The sequence below is a fragment of the Pontibacter diazotrophicus genome, from assembly GCF_003367245.1.
GTDB lineage: Bacteria > Bacteroidota > Bacteroidia > Cytophagales > Hymenobacteraceae > Pontibacter > Pontibacter diazotrophicus.
Genome location: NZ_QRGR01000004.1, coordinates 242,961 through 261,818, shown reverse-complemented (window position 1 = coordinate 261,818; position 18,858 = coordinate 242,961). Strand labels below are relative to the sequence as shown.

Genomic DNA, 18,858 nt, shown 5'->3' with positions numbered 1-18,858 from the left:
AACGTTATTCCCACTCAATAGTAGCAGGTGGTTTGGAGCTGATGTCATACACCACGCGGTTCACACCTTTTACCTTGTTGATGATGTCGTTCGACACATCTGCCAGGAAGTCGTACGGTAAACGGCACCAATCGGCTGTCATACCATCCACACTGGCTACGGCACGAAGCGCCACCACATGCTCATAGGTACGTTCGTCGCCCATCACGCCTACTGACTGTACCGGCGTAAGGATAGCACCTGCCTGCCAAACATCATCATATAGCCCTGCACTTTTCAGGCTGCTGATGAAGATGTGATCCACCTGCTGCAGGATGTGTACTTTCTGCGGTGTGATATCGCTCAGAATGCGGATTGCCAGGCCAGGCCCAGGGAATGGGTGGCGGCCGATGATCGTTTCTTCTATCTTCAGCGTCCTGCCTACTAAACGCACTTCGTCTTTAAATAGCGTGTTCAGCGGCTCTACTACCTGCAGTTTCATAAAATCCGGCAGTCCGCCCACGTTGTGGTGCGACTTAATAGTAGCTGACGGACCGTTCACACTAAGGGATTCGATTACGTCCGGGTAAATGGTGCCCTGCGCCAGCCATTTCACATCTTCAATCTGGTGTGCCTCGTCATCAAACACTTCTATAAAAGTTCTGCCAATGGCTTTACGCTTCAGCTCCGGGTCTCTGATACCTTCTAAAGCGGCATAGAACCTGTCTTTTGCATCCACGCCTTTCACGTTTAAGCCCATGTGCTTGTAAGAGTCGAGCACAGTTTCGAACTCGTCTTTTCGGAGCAGGCCGTTATCTACAAAGATGCAGTAAAGGTTCTTGCCAATAGCCTGGTGAATCAGCATGGCAGCCACACTGGAATCAACACCTCCGGACAAGCCCAGTACAACTTTGTCGTTTCCTAACTTCTCCTGCAGCTGTGCCACAGTACCTTCCACAAATTGCTCTGCTGTCCAGTCCTGCTGGCAGCCGCAGATGTGCACCACGAAATTACGAAGCAGCGTTTTTCCTTCGTCTGAGTGTGTCACCTCCGGGTGGAACTGGATACCATAGGTTTCCTGTCCGCGCAGCTTGTAAGCAGCCACGCGCACACTTGGTGTGCTGGCAATAACTTCAATATTTTCCGGAACTTCTTTGATGGTGTCTCCATGCGACATCCATACCACGGAACCAAGGGTAAGCTCTTTCAGCAGGCGGTCTGCGTTGTGCAGTTCGCTGAGGCGGGCACGGCCATACTCACGGATAGTAGATGGCGTTACGTCTCCACCATGCTCGTGTGCGATGAGCTGCGCACCATAACACACGCCTAGAACCGGCTGTTTGCCAAGGTACTGGCTTAAATCTAAAGTAGGGTGCTCTTCGTCACGTACCGAGCAGGGGCTGCCCGAGAATATAACACCCTTCACTTCTTCTGTAAGGGGTGGCACATTATTAAAAGGGTATATTTCGCAATATACATTTAGCTCGCGCACCCTTCTGGCAATTAGCTGGGTGTATTGGGAGCCAAAATCGAGAATGAGAATTTTTTCTGGCATGTGCAAAGGTAAGGTGCTTTTACAGTTTTTGCCAATTTTATTAGATATATGCATCAGTTGAGGAAAGCTGCATCGAAGCAAATCCAATTAGGAGAGGGAAAGCTATTCTATTATAGGCGAACAGTGTTAGTATTGCATAAGCTCTTCCCGTTGCTTGATGAAACGTTTTTTTGTTTCATTAAAGCCGCTGATTCTGAATGAACTAGCTTATAGCAATGAAGAAATCTGTTTTTTTTAGCTGGTAGGTTTGCACTGCATATCTTTTTTTGTACCTTTGCAACGGCAAATCGGCACGGCCAGCTCCCGCTGAACTCCCCCAGGACCGGAAGGTAGCAAGGGTAGGCGGTTGAGCGGCGCGATGTCGGTTTGCCACTTTTTTTTGCCCTATCCTGAAGCATTTCGCTTTCTCCAAATTTCCCCCTGTTTACTTTCCTGATTCTCGATTAATGCGTTAGATTTGTGAACAAATCAACACTCAAGCATTATGAAATTTTTTATTGACACGGCTAACCTGCAAGACATACAGGAAGCATCTGACTTAGGCGTTTTGGATGGCGTGACCACTAATCCTTCCCTGATGGCAAAAGAAGGCATTTTTGGCCATGATAATGTAATGGCGCACTATAAGAAGATCTGCGAGATTGTAGATGGCGACATCAGCGCTGAAGTTATTGCGACTGACTTTGATGAAATTGTACGGGAAGGAGAGGCCTTAGCTGACCTACACCCTAATATCGTTGTAAAAGTGCCGATGATCCGTGAAGGAATTAAGGCTATCCGTTACTTTAGTGACAAAGGTATCAAGACAAACTGCACATTGGTATTCTCTGCCGGACAGGCTTTATTAGCTGCAAAAGCGGGCGCTACATACGTTTCTCCTTTTGTGGGTCGTTTGGATGATGTGTCAACGAACGGATTGAATCTGATAGAGCAGATCGTGCAGATATACGATAACTACGGTTACCAGACTGAAGTTCTGGCAGCCTCTGTTCGCCACGTGATGCACCTGGTGCAGTGTGCTGAAATCGGCGCGGATGTGGTAACATGCCCTCTGTCTGTTATCACAGGCTTGCTGAAGCACCCGTTGACTGACAGCGGACTGGCAACTTTCCTCGCTGATCACGCCAAAGGAAACAAGTAGGTTCAATTATGAATGATGAATTATGAATTTTGAATGTTTGGTGGTCATAACATAACTTACTGAACGTTTATGAATTCATAATTCATAATTTCTAATTCATAATTTCTAATTCATAATTTAGAAAGATGTACATCATCAAAGTAAAAGGCAAGGCCAAAATTCCGGATTATATCCAGCTGCGGGACAGTAATTTTGTGCTGATCGCTTATTTTAGAGCTGACCGCCCGCTCAAGAACCTGGACCGGTATGGGCTGGAAGGGAAGGAGGATGCCTTAGCGGCCGTTATTGCATCTCTTGATTTTGGCAAGCTTCAGAAGTTAGAAATTTAAGTTTTATGAGTTTTTCCTCTACCCCTGTGGTATCGCTGCGCGATGTTGCCGTCTTTCAGGACGTGAACACCATTCTCAGTAATGTCAGTTTTGATGTTGAGAAAGGGGAATTCGTGTATTTGGTCGGCCGTACCGGAAGTGGCAAAAGCTCGCTGCTTAAAACCCTTTACGCGGACCTGCCACTTCTGGCAGGACACGGATCTGTCGCTGACTTTAAGCTGACGAAGCTGCCCCGTAAGCAGGTGCCTTACCTGCGCCGTAAAATCGGCATTATCTTTCAGGACTTCCAGTTACTTTTTGATCGCTCAGTAGCAGAGAACCTGACCTTTGTGCTGCGGGCAACTGGCTGGAAAGACAAGTCCAAAATAAAACAACGGATTTCTGATGTGCTGATGCGTGTTGGCCTTGATGCCGCAGCCAGCAGAATGCCACATCAGCTTTCAGGTGGTGAGCAGCAGCGCATTGTCATTGCCCGTGCCCTGCTGAATGAGCCCGTGATCTTGTTTGCCGATGAGCCTACCGGTAATCTGGACCCAATGGTGGCCGATGGTATCATGCATCTTTTCTCAGAGATCAACAACAGCGGCACAGCCATTCTGATGGCTACGCATAATTATGAAATCATTAACCGTTATCCAAAGCGTGTCCTGAAGTGTTTGGAAGGCAAAGTGCTTGACTCTCAGGTACAGGAATTTAATCTGATAAACGGATTCTGAATGAGCCCTTCTTCTTAAATACCTTTATGTAAACAGCCTGACATTGGCTGACATATAGAGTAATCAATTCAGCAAGAATGCTTTGTAGCAATAAGGACTCTACCATGTCATGAGGTTACTGAATGTTAAACTGTGATCTGAGCTCCCGGTAACGTTCCTGGGCTTGTTCAATAGTATTACGCGATTGCTGTGGTAATTCTCCCTGCAGGCTTCTGTAGCGGTTGTTCAGAGAAGTCCACCATCCTTCAATCATTTCCCAGTCACGCCCTTCGTAATTCTGTCCTTTCTCAGCAACAGTGTCTACAAATCGCTGATATGTCCCGGCAATGTTTTCCTGTGTGATGTCACTTAAGTCGTCCTGATTTATTTCCAGGCCTAAAAGCTCTCTTCGTAATCTATACCTTCTGCTGGCATCTTCGTATTGTTGATCGCGTGTTTCCGCGGCCTGGTTATACCTGTTCTCAAGGTCCAGTATTTCCTGACGCTGCTCCTCTGTGTATTGGTCCTGATTTTGTTCCACTGCCTGAAGCCGCTGAATAAACTGCTGCTGCCTGTTTTCTTTCATGGCTTCCCATTCCGCACTGTCATAAGTTTCCGACTCAATAGCCCGCAACTCTGTTTCTGTAAGCGAATCCCGTTCAAAGTCTGTCACAAACGTTTGGTAATCTTGATATGCTGCATCAGTTTCAGCCGTTTGCTGATCGTTTTCGGTGTTACAGGATACCAGTAGTGGCAGACAAAAAGCAATTGCTATAAGTTTGATTTTGTGAAGCATAGAATATAATTTATTGTTGATGTTTAGTAACGCATCTCAAACTTCATGGTTACGTGCGGCAGGCAGGGCAGCTGTCTTTAGATTGTTAAAGGAGCTATTCTGCTGTTTTGCCTCCTGCAATGCCTATATTTGTTCATACCTGTAAAATGTAAAGGCATGGAAGACATAAAAATGGCAAACACAAAGGCTGCGTATGCGCACCTAAAGCCTGAACTGGATGCTGCCTTCAACGCTGTAATGGAAAGCATGCAGCTTAAGAACGGGGCACAGGTTAGCAGTTTTGCAACAAAGCTGGAGGAGTATCTGCAGGTGCGCCATGCCATACCCTGTGCTAATGGTGCCTTTGCCCTTCAGCTTGCCCTAAAGGTCTTGAGACTACCGGAAGGAGTAGAGGTGGTATTGCCAGCTTTCAATTATACCTCAGCGGCTGAAGTGGTGGAAGCTTTAGGATTAAAACCCATTTTTGCGGATGTGCTGCCAGATACTTTCACCCTGAATCCTGCGTCCGTAGAAAAGGTTATTACGCCTGCCACTTCCGCTATTATCCCGGTGCATCTGTTCGGGCAGTGTGCTTTGATGAACCCTTTCATGGAATTGGCACAGGAGTTTGAGCTGTTTGTAGTGGAGGATACTACCCAATCCCTGGGCGCCATGTATGCGGAACCAGGTAAGCAGGCAATCAAAGCCGGGAGTAAAGGGCACATAGGTGTCACTTCCTTTTTCCCGACCAAACCTTTGCCCGATGCAGGGGAAGGCGCTGCGCTGTTTACGAATGATGCAATACTTGCTGAAAGAATAAAGCTATTTCTTCAGCCTGAAATAGCGGGGGGAGGCAGCAGCGATGCAGGTTTAGACACTTTACTAGCAGCGATGCTGGAGGTGAAAATCAAAATCCTGGATGCCTTCAACAGCAAGCGGGAAGGAGTGGCTCAATTTTATGATGATGCCTTTGCTGATACCGAACTGGTGCAGGCACCTATCCGCGCCCTTTACAGTTCACATGTGTACCAGCAGTACACCATTCGGGTGGCCCCTGAATTAAGAGATGGCTTACAGGAATACCTGCGCAACAACTATATACCGAGTGTAGTGTATTACCCACAACCCCTGCATCTGCAGCAAAGATTCGCTTCTTTGAACTATAAACCGGGTGATTTTCCTGTGTCAGAAAAGCTATCCCAGAGCGTGCTGTCGCTACCCATGCACACGGAGTTGAAACAGGACCAGCTGGAATATATTTGCCACCACGTGCTGAACTTTGTTCATCGCCACGCCTGAGGTTGCTGCTCTTATGCAAGTGGTACCAGCATGGTGTTTAGTGAATAAAGTGTAGCTGTATAATAATATTTGATGGTAGATTAAAACCTCCAGCCAGTAAAGCCAAACACCACCTTCTTCAGCCATGCATTCATCTCCGGGTATATGTTCAAGCCGATGCTCAGGCTGCCATATACAGCTGTTATCAGGAGGGAGCGCACCAGCATGTCAACAAACACATTCTGTAGATAAGGCACCAGGTAAGAAACGCCCAATGCAACGGCTGCTATGACTACAATTTGAGCTGAGCTCCACGTAAAAGGCTGAATTTTATAAACGAACTGTACAAAGAATAGGCGGGTGAGATTCATGAATACATAGGACAGCATGGAGGCCAGCGCTGCTCCGTTGATGCCGTAGCGCGGAATAAAGTACCAGTTCGTCCCGACAGTGAGTATGGCCAGCGCAATGTTGAAGACAAGGTCCCATCGAAATTTATCAGAGGTCGCTAAAATGACTCCGTTTAGGCTTGTCGCCAAATCCACAATACGGGCGAAGGAGAGAAAAAGAACCACATACTTTCCTGCACGGTATGTCTCCGGCATAAAAGAAAAGAGGTTATCAATGTTTGCCCAGATGCCAATGAAGAGCAGCAGCCCCACAATCAGGTTCACCATCGTCACGTGCCTGTACAGCTTCTCCATTCCCTCCATGTTTTTATCCTTCCAGAAGTCGGCTACCTGAGGAGAGGCAATTTTAAGAATAGACCTTGCTGGCACCATAATGGCGCTCGTCATGAAAAAAGCAGTGGTGTAGATGCCATTGGCACTCAGGCTATAGGCACTGATCATGACCTGGTCAACTGTGGTGATGATGGTGGTAGAAAGATTTCCCAGAAATGTGAAGAAACCATAGTACAGCATCTCCCGCAACGGGATGATACGCAGACCTGCCCATGAGGGGCGCAGGTAAAGCTGTTTAAGCCAGATGGTATACGCCACCAGTACCAATGCGCCTGCCGAGTTGATGATAATGTAAAGCAGCACGAACTGCCGGAAATCTATCACGCCCAATGCGTAAATAGCTATCAACAGCGTGGTGAGAATACGAAGCAGGAAGTCCTGCACAAAGGAGGAAACAATGGTTTTATATAATGACCGCAGGTAGGCTGTGAACATGTTGTACAGCAGCGTAAAAAGTGCCAGCGGAATGATATAGTAATAATAATCGAGGATTAGCGGTGACTTCTCTTCGTAATAATCTATCACGGCAGGCTTCAGCAGCAGGTACAGGCCTGTTGCTATGGCAAATCCCAATATTGGAACAGCCAACAGCAGGAATAGGAAACCATTGTGCTGCTGCGCTTTATCCCTAAAGTAGGGGAAATAGCGGGTGCTCATGTTCACGAACCCAAGCGCCGAGAATTGCGCGAACATAACCGATATTGTGAGCAGGAGGCGCGTGAGCCCCACCTCCGCTTCATCCAAGAAGTTGGGGAAAAGCAGGATGGTGTTCACGTAGCCGATAACGATGCCGGCATACGAGATGGTGGTGTTCCAGATACCTTCGCGCTGTAATTTCCTCATTAAAAAAGCTCAGAACTACAAAGGTAGCGGATTCTAATAATATAGGAGAAGGAATATGGTTATAGTGGCATATTAAAAAAGACAGAAACTGTAAGAAGTTCTTTGTTGGAGATCCCCATTTTTACCTTATAACCTCTACCCAACCTTTGAATACTTTTTGCGTGCGACTGCTGGTTAGATGATAATAATATATCCCAGCTGGCATAGCTGTTGCAGACCAGCTGTTATCGTACCGGTTGTTTTGATAGACAGGTTTCCCCCAGCGGTTAAACACTTGCAGTTCCAGCGAGTTTTCCTCCATTCCCTGCACCACAAAGGCATCATTTTTCCCATCGCCATTGGGTGTTACTACGTTTGGAATGATCGGGCATTCGTCGCGTTTGATTGTAAACTGATGTAAGTAAGTGCAACCATCTACCGTTATTGCTACGCTGTAATCAGCCGAGGCGCCTGCCTCGATGTTTGGAGTTATCCTGCCATTGCTCCAAAGATAAGAGGCTCCTGCTGTGGTTGCATCAAGGGTGACAGATTCACCATAACAAGCGAACACTTCTGTCGGAAAATTGAATTCAGGTTCATTGGCGCCCGAAACAACAATTTCATCTCTCGAGGTACAACCTGTTGGTGTTATTACCTCCACCCAATACGTACCACCAGTTGTTACATTGATGTTTTGAGTTGTTTCTCCTGTATTCCAGGTATATGCGTCCATTCCACCTGGAGCTGATAGCACCTGCGACTCACCGGGGCACAGCGATATATCTTTGCCCAGGCTAAAGCTTACTGGTGAAGTGCTTTGAACATTTATAAAAGCTGATAATTCACAGCTACCTTCTTTTATATCCACTTCATACCTGCCTCCCTGTGTTATTTGTATGTCTCTGGTCGTTTCTCCGGTATTCCACTGAATCTGTCCGTCGCCCGCATATGATACACTAAGCGTTACAGGAGAGCCAGCACATACACTAGTGGGCCCACTGATTGTTACTGTGGGAGCAGCTTTACTTGTAGCGGCAAATTCTCCATAATTTGCCGTAGTGTTGTATAACATAATTGGTGATGCAGTTGTATCTGCCACCTGATTCCAGTTTGCTACTGTATTATCGGGTCTGCGGTATAGATTGCCTCCACAGTTCATCCCGTATTGTTTGAAATAAACCTTGTATTTTTTACTGGCGTCGCCAACTTTAAATAAGCCATAGTATTCTTCGACCTCCTGCGGTGAGGTTATACCATTTGTAGAAGAAGGGGGTGATTGAATAGAATATAAATGGAAGCCCTGAATAGCAGGATCTACCTTGATAACAGAAAAATTGGCTATATCAGTGAGCATTTCAAGAGAGGAATTCCAGTTGTTTGTATACCTGTAAACGCTTCTGTCCCCAATTGGAGCCCCGGAGGTAATGGCAGCAAGTGCTGGAGTAGTATTTGTTAACCTGCCATTCATTCTTAAAGGGCTACTGTCAATAATTACTCCCCCGGCTATATTATCCAACTTTAAATAAGCAACTAAGTCTGGAGAATTAGCTGGAAGTGATCTGCACATATTTTGCCTTATTTCCTCTTCCGTAAGCGCTCTTTTCCAAAGTCTTACTTCGTCTACTGCTCCAGCGTAAAAGTGATTCCCAAGGTGTACATAGTAAAAATTTCCTAGTAGAAGTTTTTCTCTACTATTTAACACAGGGTTTCTATATCCTGTATCGAGTTGGTTTTGCAGTACGCCATCAACATATATCTTCCAGATTCCATCGTGTACTACTCCCGCTATGTGGTGCCACTTATTGTCGGCTACTATGGAGGTAGAATATCCTGAAAGCCTGTAGTTGCCAGAACCATCTCTGCCTGCTACACAGGCTTTGCCATTCTGGATGAGCAACTGGAAACCGTTTTCTGAGTCACGATCATATTTACTCATAATATGATGATGTCCCATAGAATTTGTTTTGATCCAGGCTTCTACAGTAACCTGATTTGTTATACCTCTGTTGTCATTGCTAAATTCAGCGTAATCATTATACCCATCCAGCTGTATAGCACCTTTAGCACCCTGAGCCGAGACTAATGTGGGAATTAGGATTAGACAAGAAAGTAAAAAAATGATAAAGCGATAGAGAGGCTTATAAGTTTTGCACATGTAGACTTAGAGTTAACTGATAAAGCTAAGATACAAAGTAAACCTAAATATATAAATATGTAGGTTTCAACATTCAATAAATCTTCTGATTGAATGCGTTGCAATTTCTGAGCTTTTACCATCATACTCTGTTGCAACAGTTGCATTATAATACTGTGCTCTTTCAAACACCTGTGGCTTATTTTTTAGATGGGAGGATAAGGCCTGAATCATATGTTCAGGTGATTCTATTACATCCACTAAGCCATGATTGATAAAACCGTAGTAATCATGTAACTGCTCTTTCGGGTTAAAATCATAGAAGAGGCTCCACACATTCAGCAGCACTGCTTCCAGGTGAATGCCAGAGTTGCTGCTTACTTGTACATCCAACTGCTGCAGGTAGTTGAAAACAGGCTCCGTTCGGCTGTCTGAAAGTTGAACATTGTTTGCTATGTTGAGAAGACTGGCTAAGTTTCTGGTGTCGCGGGGGTGGGGGCGAAGTATGAATGTAATATCTGGAAATGCAACAGTTAGCCTGCGCAGTAGAATATCTACCTCCTTCAGGTCATCAAGCAGATTACACCCGATGCCGACGGTATGTATAGTATGGCTGAAATTTCGCATGGTTACAAAAGCATCTGCTTTAGGCATTCCTATCAGCTCTGCCTTCCCCTGTACCGGACCACACTGTCTGTACTTGTCTAAAGAGTCCTGTCCCTCCAAAAGATTAAGGTCAAAACTAAGTGGCGGGAATATGGGGCTTACACTTGAATGTTGTATGTATATAGTTTTGATGCTTAATGCTTTTGCCGCTAAAAGCATCGCGCGGGCGTCGGCATTGTGGTCATTGGCAAAAACAACAGCAGCAGGGGAGTATTTTTGAAGCTTCTGATAGTAGATTTCATAAAACCCGATGGCGTCATAGAGTAAATCATAGAAGCGGAGGGTGCTCTTCTTTTTGTGTTTCAGGAACTGCAGCAACAGGATGGGAAACTTATAGTAGTAAAATAGCTTGCGGCGTAGCGAAAGCCTTTCGACTGCATTTTTATACTTGCCAATGTCCTTGCTCTGGCCCGCTACAAAAACAGCCCTTGGCATTCCCTGGTGCACAAACTGCAGGCTGTCGTAATTATTCTGACTCACGACATAGAGCCAGACCTTCCCCCGTAGTTTCTCAGGCTTTTCAACTGACTGAAAAAGATTGCCGAATAAACGCAGAAAGGTATATCCTGCTATGCGTAGCAGGCGCTTTAGGTGGCTTTGCGGGGAAGCCGCATTTTTGGCGCTTTCCGGTAGGTTGTAGAAACCTTCGGAAAAATGCATGTACAGGATATTGCTATAGAGGGCGTACCACTGTTTCATGTACTACACCAGATCCCAGCTTAGTGGCGTTCCTGCTTTTATGTCCTGCTTTGCCGGCTTCCCTATCAACCCTTCATAAAATTTAGGAGCCAGACCCAGACCGGGCCGAATAACACGGATGTTTTCCTTGGTGAAGGTATCACCGGCATTTACATCTTGGGCAACATAAACGGAGCGTTTGAACAAACGGCTCTTTTCCTCAGCGCGTTGTACGCCATACTGCACATACCCAAGGGCCTCCCAGGCTCTTTCCGTTTCTACTACAAGGGCGCGCAATTCAGCAGGCTCCAGCGAAAAAGAGGAATCTACGCCACCATCGGCCCTGCTGAGGGTGAAATGCTTTTCTATGACAGTTGCTCCCAAAGCCACAGCAGCCACGGGAACGCCTACCCCCATGGTATGATCAGAAAGACCCACCTGCACGCCAAAGAGCTCCCGCATGTGCGGAATGGTAACTAAGTTAGTGTTAGCTGGTGTAGTAGGGTAGGTGCTGGTGCATTTGAGCATGATAAACTGCTGGCAACCTGCTGCACGGAGTACCCGCACGGCCTCGTCTAACTCTGCCACGGTTGCTGCCCCGGTGCTGATGATAACCGGTTTTCCTGTGGCGGCAACTTTGCGTATCAACGGATGGTCTGTGTTTTCGAAAGAGGCAATCTTATAGGCAGGTGCACCCAGGTCCTCTAAAAAATCAACGGCAGTTTCATCGAAAGGGGAGGAAAAAGCCAGCATACCACGTGCCTTTGCCCGCTCAAAGATAGGCTTGTGCCACTCCCAGGGAGTATGGGCCTCCTCGTATAGGTCATATAATTCCCTGCCTTTCCAAAGTGAAGCCTCATCCTCAATGGTAAAAGCACCGGGCAGCGTCATGGTGTCGGCGGTGTAGGTCTGGAGTTTGATGGCATCGGCGCCAGCGTCAGCGGCTGCATCTACTATGGCCAGTGCCCGCTCCAGCGACTGATTATGGTTGCCGGACATCTCCGCAATAATAAATGGCTTGTGGTGCTGCCCTACTAAGCGACCGCCTATATTTATTTCCTGTATCATTTTGAAGGTTAGTGTTTTGCCACCTGCTACTTCAATGGCAAGATGAAACGATGTGCTTCAGGGTATTGTCTGTCGGGTTGCCCATAGCTGAAGCCTGCTTTTTCGAAGGAACGGACAGAGGCAATATTCTCCCGTTGCACCAAACCCTCTATCTGCTCTACATCTTTTCGTTGCGCTGCCAGTGCCTGCATGCCTTTTTGGAGCAGGTGAAGCCCTAGTCCCTGTCCCCGAAAATCAGCGTCTATCAGGTAACTTATCATCGCTTTCCCTGCACTGATGTTAAAACGTATGTGCGCTACAGGTTTTCCGTTTGCTTCTGCAATATAAAGAACCGTTTGCTCATCCTCCATAACAGTATGAAACCAGCGCGTATGATTTTCTAATGTGATGGGGTTTTGGTTAAATGAATTTTTTCGCACCTCCGGGTCACTGGCCCAGTTAAAGAGTTGCATCATGTCTTGCTCAGTGGCAGCCCTCAGGTTTAGACTTGCGCCAAGGCTGAGTTTCCGGAACAGTTGCTTCAGCCGTACATCGCTATGGCCATCGAAGTGCTGCCGCTGGGTAGCAACCTGCTCCTGGAAATGCTTCTTCAGCGAATTATTGCTCAAAAGCTGAGGTAAATCCTGGTATTCATGAGCAACACCGCTTTCGATTAAGAAATGATATAGAGCATCCTGGTTATCGGCTGTCTGTAGCACAGAGAGTATACCTCCCACGGCAGCATATTCATAGGCTACGCCACTTGCAGAAGTCACAGCGAAAGCACACTGCTGCATCAGGTCTTGCAACTTTGCAGCTGAAAGATTGTGGTGCAGTATAACTTGCTCCTTATCCTGTAACCATGATTGAAGCTCCACTAAATGACGGTAGGCCGCACCTACCACTATATTCAAGCGTTCAATGCCCCTGCTTTGAACCAGTTCTTTTGCCAGGTGCAGCGTTTTGTTTCCGGGGTCGGCACCACCTAAATTCAGAAGTATAGCAGGTTTACCCTCCGGTAGCATTCTTTCTGTTTTCGAGGCCTTTAGAAAGGGTGATCGAAGCAGCGCATACTTTGGCCCTAAGAGAAGCTTGGTATAAGAAGATCTGCTGTAGAGGTGCGGTTTCACACCGCCTGCCGGGTTCACGATGGCATCCGCCAAAAAATGAAAGGCTTGTATATCATCTATGCAAACCAATGGACAGCCTTTGCTTTTAATGCTTTCCTGGTAAGTTGCGTTGAAATCATAGCTGTCGAGCACCACCATTTCCTCGGCAGAAATATAGGCGTCAAGCTCATGTATAAAGCGTTCTTCGGTTGGGGCACAGAGCGGAAGGTGGATTATTCCATGGCATACTTTACGGATTTGCTCCTGCAACTCATAGGTTGGCGCCTGAATGGCAAACACACATTCAAATTCCTCACGTAGCATGGCAGCCAGCGCAAGAGACCGCACCACATGCCCTAAGCCAATGTGACTGTTACCGTCTGCCCTGAATATTATCCGACGCTTATTATTCATCTTTGATACCTTCTGTTGCTATTAGATTATATTTCAACTCAGCCAATTTCCAATCGCTTAAGTTGTCAATATCCTGCACCTCCAGTTCACTAAGTTCAATAGCGCCTGTGTTATTTGTAAAAAGCTCCTGCTTCTCCATAAAAGCCTTTACGTTGAACCAGTAGAATTGTCCGGCATCATGGAAAGAAGCAGGAAGATCCTGTGAGCGGCTAAGACGGTGCTCTGGCCAGTTCATCAACACCTTGTCTCCCTCCATCTTCAGGCTTCGCCAGATGGGGTAGCTGTAGCGGAGGACAGGTAAAACTGTGTTATATTGCTGAGAAGTCATTAGTTCAAATGCTTCTTTGATAGAAGGAATTTTTACAAGCGGTGCCGTAGGGTATAGGCAGCAGCCATAAACAAAGTTTCCTCCTGCAGCTGCGTAATCTTTCAGAACTTCAGTCAGTACTGCTGCGGTAGTAGCGAAATCATCTGAAGTAGCGCTGCTTCTCAAAAAGGGTACACTTGCTCCATACTTTTTTGCGACTGCAGCTATTTCTTCATCGTCTGTGGAAACCATTACTTCCTCAAACAAACCGGAATGTAGCGCCGCCTCGATGGAGTAAGCTATAATAGGTTTGCCTAAAAAATCTTTTATATTCTTACGTGGGATACGCTTGCTGCCGCCACGGGCCGGTATGATTGCGATGTTCTTCACTTCCCTACAAACTCCTTCACCTTATCAATAACAAAAGCTTGTTCCTCCTGGGTCAGCGAGGGATACATTGGCAGGCTGAGGCATTCTGAATAGTACTGTTCTGCCTCCGGATAGTCACCTTTGCTGTGGCCCAGGCTGCGGTAGTAGGGCATCGTGTGCACCGGAATGTAATGCACCTGGGCAAAGATTTGATGCTGTCGCAGGAAGTCGTACAGTCCTTTGCGATCCTGTACCCGAATCACGTACAGGTGATAGGCATGGCCAGTATCACCCTCTGTGCCTAAAGCTGTAGTACTGGTTTTCAATACTTCTATTCCTTTTATCTCCTTGAAAGCTGCATCGTATATTCTGGCAATGCCTTTTCTTCTGGCTAGGCCTGTGTCTGCACGTTGCAACTGCGAAATGCCGAGTGCACAGAGCATATCTGGTATGCGGTAGTTGTAGCCCAGTTCCTGCATCTCCATATACCAGCCGCCGTGGTTCTCTTCCATCTGGTCCGGGTCACGGGTGATGCCGTGGGTGCGGAGTTGTAACAGCTTCTTATACAGCTGCTCATCGTTTGTGGTGATCATGCCGCCCTCGCCGGTTGCGATGTGCTTTACCGGGTGGAAGGAGAAAATGGCTAAGTCAGCATACTGGCCATTGCCACAAGTTTGCTTTTGTCTATGACTGTCGTAAAAATAGCCGCCGGGGGCGTGGCAGGCATCTTCTATGATCCAGAGGCCATGGGTATCAGCCAGGGCCTTTAATTCCTCCATATTCACCGGGTTGCCAGCGAAGTCTACTGGAATGATGCCGCTGTAATAGCCTTTGGGCTTGCTCTCCAGCAGCTGCCGTACTTTAGCTATGTCCATCAGCGCTGTGGCAGGATCGATGTCAGCGAACTCTACCGTACCACCGCAGTAACGCACGCAGTTTGCAGAAGCTACAAAGGTAATGGGTGTGGTGATAACGCGTGACTCCTCGTTTATACCCAATGCCAGGGAGCACAAATGCAGCGCAGCCGTTCCATTCGAAACCGCTACAGCGTAAGTAGCACCAACATACTCTGCAAAGGCATGCTCAAAAGCAGCTACCTTCGGCCCCTGGGTCAGAAACTCTGACTGCAGCGTTTCCACTACGGCTTCAATATCAGCAGCTGTGATATGCTGCCTGCCGTAAGGAATTGCCTTTTGGGGTTTGTTTTCTAAGTTCTGAGTCACAATTGATCGTCTTTTATCCTGCCACTAATGCCTTATGTTTTTTTACACACTGAAGTTAGGATCTACGTGTTGCCGTATTTCCTCGCGCAGCTGCTCTACGCTTAGCCACTCTGCGTTGGTGCCTGAGTTATACTTAAAACCCATTTCTACCATCTTCCCGTTGTGCGCCTTCAGGAAATCCTCGGGTGCCCAGGTTGGGGTGGAAGGAAGTATAACATAATATTTGTCTAGTTCTACGGTGCTAAGAGAATCGGTTTCGGTTATCATCTCCTCATGCAGTTTCTCTCCTGGTCGGATGCCAACAATTTCCTGCTTACAGTTCGGACCAATAGCCTCTGCCATGTCCGTGATAACGTAAGAAGGAATTTTGGGTACGTATATTTCACCACCCCAATGATGCTCCAGTGCATGAAATACAAGTTCTACACCTTCTTCAAGTGAAATATTAAAGCGTGTCATTTCTGGATGTGTGATAGGCAGCACGCCCTCTTCCCGTCTTTTCAGGAAAAAAGGCACCACCGACCCCCGTGAGCCGATCACGTTGCCATAGCGTACAACAGAAAAGCGAATATCGCGCTTGCCTTTCATGTTATTGGCTGCCACAAATAGTTTGTCAGAGCAAAGTTTGGTGGCGCCATAGAGGTTAATCGGAGCGGCCGCTTTATCGGTGGAGAGCGCTACCACATCCTTTACACCACAGTCCAGTGCGGCATTGATGATATTTTCTGCGCCCAGAATATTTGTTTTAATACACTCCATGGGGTTGTACTCAGCCGCAGGCACCTGTTTCATGGCGGCGGCATGAACAATAATATCAATACCCTCGCAGGCCCGCTTAAAGCGTTGTCCGTCGCGCACGTCACCGATAAAATAACGAATGGAGTTGTACTTGCTATGCGGAAAAACCTGCGACATCTCGAACTGCTTCAGTTCATCGCGGGAGTAAATAACAAGGCGCTTGATGTTCGGGAAACGGGCATAAACCATCTCCACAAACTTTTTCCCAAAGGAACCTGTGCCACCTGTTATTAATATAGACTTATTGTTGAGGTCTAATGCCATCTCTAAAATTTATGCTTTATACGAGGTGCATATAGCTATCACCTGTCAGGGTGCAAGATACTCGTTTTTCAGCACATCCTTTTTACATGTTTCCAGGCAAATAGCCAGATTGTTTCACTTCCTGCTGTAAAAGTCTGTTAAATGAAATCAAACACTGCCTCAATAAACACCTGTTTCTTCCTAATAGAAAGTGGTGTAGCGCAAGGTGTGCACTCCTGATAGATCAAAATTTGTGGTTTTTAGATAATAATTAAAAACTGTTATTAACTTAGTGCTATATAATGATAGCCCTATAAAACAAACTTAAGAACAAAGATGATGAAAAGAAACTTACTGATGGCTGCTCTAATTTTTTGCTGTACTTCAGTTTTTAGCCAGGTAAAGATCTATCCAAAAGTGGGCATGGTGGTGTCAACGCAAAACCTGTTTTTTGGAGAAGGTGTAAGCAGAGAAGACAGTGAAATAAATAACCGGGTGGGTATGCAGGTTGGTTTCGGAATAGAAAAATCATTATCACAGAGAGTAGCCTTGTCAGCTGACATACTATATACACAACTGGGTTATATCGACAGGATAAAAAATGAAAATTGGTCAATAAATGAAAATGGTTATAAATTAAACTATCTAATTTCCCCAGTGACAGTTAAATATTATGTTACCAATTTACCGACTCATCCGTTCTTTTTAACAGCAGGGGCTTATGGAGGTATTTTCATAAACGGTAAATTTATTTATTCACATAAAAATTTATTCTACCCTTCTGGCAGCTACTCTGGCGAGATAAAATTTAGTGCTAATGAACATAATGATTATGACATGCTAGACTGGGGGATAATATTAGGAGCTGGGGTGAACTTCAACATCGGCAAAAGTGAATTATTAATTCAATCAAGTTATGGGTTAGGTATGTCTAAGGTGCATGAAATTCAATACAACTCATGGGCGCGGGGAACGCACGTGTACGGCGCTGACGGTAAAAACAGGTTTTTAGCCGTCAACCTCGGATATACCCTTCCAACCTGGAAAAGGAAGTCAAATTCAGGTGCGTGAGAAGAGGTTGATACAGTAGTTATTAGATAGCTACTGAATCAACCTCTTTACCACCTCTGCCAACTCCTCCGTTAATGCTCTCCTCGAGTAGCGGGCGTGGTTGATGGAGGGTAGGTCCTGATTCGGATTAACCTTCCAGGCTTTGCTCACCTGCGTCATGTGATCCACCATTAGATCGTAGGCTGTATAGTGGAACAGGCGACCCGCTCCGCACTCGTCTATGATGCGATCAGTGTCGGAGTGGACGGGTCCCAGGCAGACAATAGGCTTGTTCGCGGCCAAATACTCAAACAGCTTACCTGGCACATTCGAATAAACCGTGTCCACATCGGCAATAGCGAGCAGCAACATGGTTGTCTCCATCATGTATTTCACGGCCTGCTCGTGCGGCACGTAAGGTATAAACTCTGTTATGCCCAATACGCCAGCCTTTTCGATGCGCTTCTTTACCCCATCCGATACCTGGCCTACAAAGCGTAGCTTGTAGTTGATCTCGCTGTGTACCGACATCATATGGGCCAACACCTTCAGGAACACATCAATGTTATAGCTTTCTGTGATAGTGCCGGCGTAGGTTATTAAGAGTTCATCCTTGGGTGGGTTTGAAGGAACTTTGAAGTCTTCTTCGTCATACCCATTCGGAATAACATGAATTTTGTCCGCATTGATGCTGACCGGCTTGTTGAGGAAAAGACGTTTAGTATCCTCACTGGTTACAATAATGGCATCGGCCTCCTCCAGCACCTGCTGTTCATACTTTTCGTCTAAGCGCTTGGCAATTGCAGTATGCTGCAGCTGGTCGTAGTAATGTATGTTTGTCCAAGGATCGCGCAAGTCAGCTATCCAGGGGAGGCTGTGCTTCTTCTTCAGCTTCAAGCCTATAAGCTGGGTAGAGTGTGGGGGACTGGTGGTTAGTATGGCTTTGTGCTTTCCGTCCTGCAGTAGCTCATCCGCCTTTTTCAGGGCGTGTTTGTTCCAGCCAACACGTGCATCCGGTATAAACAGATTTCCACGTACAAATTTGAAAATCTTGTCTACAAGTGTTTCTTTGCCCTTTTGGTTGGCAAAACCGCTGAACGGTATCTCTTTCTTGCCGGATATTTTTTTGTAATACTCGAAAGGCTCTGTGGTTGCCGTGCGGTGCACCTCCAGCCCCTGCGGCACTTCTTTCTCGAAAGTTAGATCAAGAAGAGGATAAGAGGCTTGTTTTTCGTCTACTGTAAGCACTGTTGGCTGCACATTAAACTGCGGAAAATATTTGCAGAACTTTAAGCCACGCTGTACGCCAGGTCCACCAGAGGGTGGCCAGTAATATGAAATATATAAAATGTCAATAGTGTCGTTGTTTTTCAAAGTGCTTTCCTCTGCTATGCTGTCGTCTCAAATATAAAAATAATATTACGGACCTGCGCACTTGCTGTTTCTATATCTGCGTGTAACTGCAGTTTTCTGAGTGGGAGAGGAACGGAATCAGGCCAATCT

Annotated in this window: 16 protein-coding genes and 1 other RNA gene; 6 read left to right on the top strand and 11 right to left on the bottom strand. The window is 46.4% G+C overall.

Annotated elements, in window-relative coordinates:
• Positions 1 to 4: 4 nt before the first annotated feature.
• Entirely contained in the window at positions 5 to 1,534 is a 1,530-nt protein-coding gene (gene guaA / locus DXT99_RS04605; RefSeq protein ID WP_115564458.1) for a glutamine-hydrolyzing GMP synthase, read from the bottom strand.
• A 279-nt stretch (positions 1,535 to 1,813) separates the two neighbouring features.
• Between guaA and ffs the strand changes: the two genes are divergently transcribed.
• From ffs to DXT99_RS04585, 4 genes are all read left to right on the top strand, one after another.
• Positions 1,814 to 1,910, top strand: an RNA gene (ffs, locus tag DXT99_RS04600) — signal recognition particle sRNA small type.
• 108 nt (positions 1,911 to 2,018) lie between these two features.
• Complete coding sequence (gene fsa / locus DXT99_RS04595; RefSeq protein ID WP_115564346.1) at positions 2,019 to 2,675, top strand: fructose-6-phosphate aldolase; 657 nt, start codon at positions 2,019 to 2,021, stop codon at positions 2,673 to 2,675.
• A 125-nt stretch (positions 2,676 to 2,800) separates the two neighbouring features.
• Complete coding sequence (locus tag DXT99_RS04590) at positions 2,801 to 3,004, top strand: fructose-6-phosphate aldolase (RefSeq protein ID WP_115564345.1); 204 nt, start codon at positions 2,801 to 2,803, stop codon at positions 3,002 to 3,004.
• 5 nt (positions 3,005 to 3,009) lie between these two features.
• A complete protein-coding gene (locus tag DXT99_RS04585) occupies positions 3,010 to 3,720 on the top strand; it encodes a cell division ATP-binding protein FtsE (RefSeq protein ID WP_115564344.1) in 711 nt (236 codons plus the stop codon).
• Between the two features lie 115 nt (positions 3,721 to 3,835).
• Here DXT99_RS04585 and DXT99_RS04580 read toward each other — a convergent pair whose 3' ends face one another.
• Positions 3,836 to 4,495, bottom strand: a complete 660-nt coding sequence (locus tag DXT99_RS04580; protein ID WP_115564343.1) for a hypothetical protein — start codon at positions 4,493 to 4,495, stop codon at positions 3,836 to 3,838.
• A 156-nt stretch (positions 4,496 to 4,651) separates the two neighbouring features.
• On the opposite strand from DXT99_RS04580, the gene DXT99_RS04575 reads away from it, so the two are divergent.
• Positions 4,652 to 5,773, top strand: coding sequence for a DegT/DnrJ/EryC1/StrS family aminotransferase (locus DXT99_RS04575; RefSeq protein ID WP_115564342.1), 1,122 nt, complete (start codon positions 4,652 to 4,654; stop codon positions 5,771 to 5,773).
• A gap of 80 nt (positions 5,774 to 5,853) precedes the next feature.
• Here the strand turns inward: DXT99_RS04575 and DXT99_RS04570 are convergent, their stop codons facing one another.
• The 8 genes from DXT99_RS04570 to pseB form a co-directional block, all read right to left on the bottom strand.
• Complete coding sequence (locus DXT99_RS04570; RefSeq protein WP_115564341.1) at positions 5,854 to 7,338, bottom strand: lipopolysaccharide biosynthesis protein; 1,485 nt, start codon at positions 7,336 to 7,338, stop codon at positions 5,854 to 5,856.
• Between the two features lie 121 nt (positions 7,339 to 7,459).
• Positions 7,460 to 9,472, bottom strand: coding sequence for a LamG-like jellyroll fold domain-containing protein (locus tag DXT99_RS04565; RefSeq protein WP_115564340.1), 2,013 nt, complete (start codon positions 9,470 to 9,472; stop codon positions 7,460 to 7,462).
• Between the two features lie 66 nt (positions 9,473 to 9,538).
• A complete protein-coding gene (locus DXT99_RS04560; protein WP_115564339.1) occupies positions 9,539 to 10,816 on the bottom strand; it encodes a glycosyltransferase family protein in 1,278 nt (425 codons plus the stop codon).
• A gap of 3 nt (positions 10,817 to 10,819) precedes the next feature.
• The gene (gene pseI, locus DXT99_RS04555) at positions 10,820 to 11,863 is read right to left on the bottom strand and encodes a pseudaminic acid synthase (protein WP_115564338.1); all 1,044 of its coding nucleotides are present in this window, start codon (positions 11,861 to 11,863) and stop codon (positions 10,820 to 10,822) included.
• A gap of 26 nt (positions 11,864 to 11,889) precedes the next feature.
• Entirely contained in the window at positions 11,890 to 13,365 is a 1,476-nt protein-coding gene (gene pseG, locus DXT99_RS04550; protein ID WP_115564337.1) for a UDP-2,4-diacetamido-2,4,6-trideoxy-beta-L-altropyranose hydrolase, read from the bottom strand.
• Complete coding sequence (gene pseF / locus DXT99_RS04545) at positions 13,358 to 14,062, bottom strand: pseudaminic acid cytidylyltransferase (protein WP_115564336.1); 705 nt, start codon at positions 14,060 to 14,062, stop codon at positions 13,358 to 13,360. Before pseF ends, pseG begins: the two co-directional genes overlap by 8 nt.
• The gene (gene pseC, locus DXT99_RS04540; RefSeq protein WP_115564335.1) at positions 14,059 to 15,264 is read right to left on the bottom strand and encodes a UDP-4-amino-4,6-dideoxy-N-acetyl-beta-L-altrosamine transaminase; all 1,206 of its coding nucleotides are present in this window, start codon (positions 15,262 to 15,264) and stop codon (positions 14,059 to 14,061) included. Before pseC ends, pseF begins: the two co-directional genes overlap by 4 nt.
• 42 nt (positions 15,265 to 15,306) lie before the next feature.
• Entirely contained in the window at positions 15,307 to 16,326 is a 1,020-nt protein-coding gene (gene pseB / locus DXT99_RS04535) for a UDP-N-acetylglucosamine 4,6-dehydratase (inverting) (protein ID WP_115564334.1), read from the bottom strand.
• A 315-nt stretch (positions 16,327 to 16,641) separates the two neighbouring features.
• On the opposite strand from pseB, the gene DXT99_RS04530 reads away from it, so the two are divergent.
• Positions 16,642 to 17,376 carry a porin family protein gene (locus tag DXT99_RS04530; protein WP_115564333.1) on the top strand — a complete coding sequence of 245 codons (735 nt, stop codon included), beginning with the start codon at positions 16,642 to 16,644 and terminating at the stop codon, positions 17,374 to 17,376.
• A 30-nt stretch (positions 17,377 to 17,406) separates the two neighbouring features.
• Here DXT99_RS04530 and DXT99_RS04525 read toward each other — a convergent pair whose 3' ends face one another.
• Positions 17,407 to 18,729, bottom strand: a complete 1,323-nt coding sequence (locus DXT99_RS04525) for a glycosyltransferase family 4 protein (RefSeq protein ID WP_115564332.1) — start codon at positions 18,727 to 18,729, stop codon at positions 17,407 to 17,409.
• Between the last annotated feature and the right edge of the window lie 129 nt (positions 18,730 to 18,858).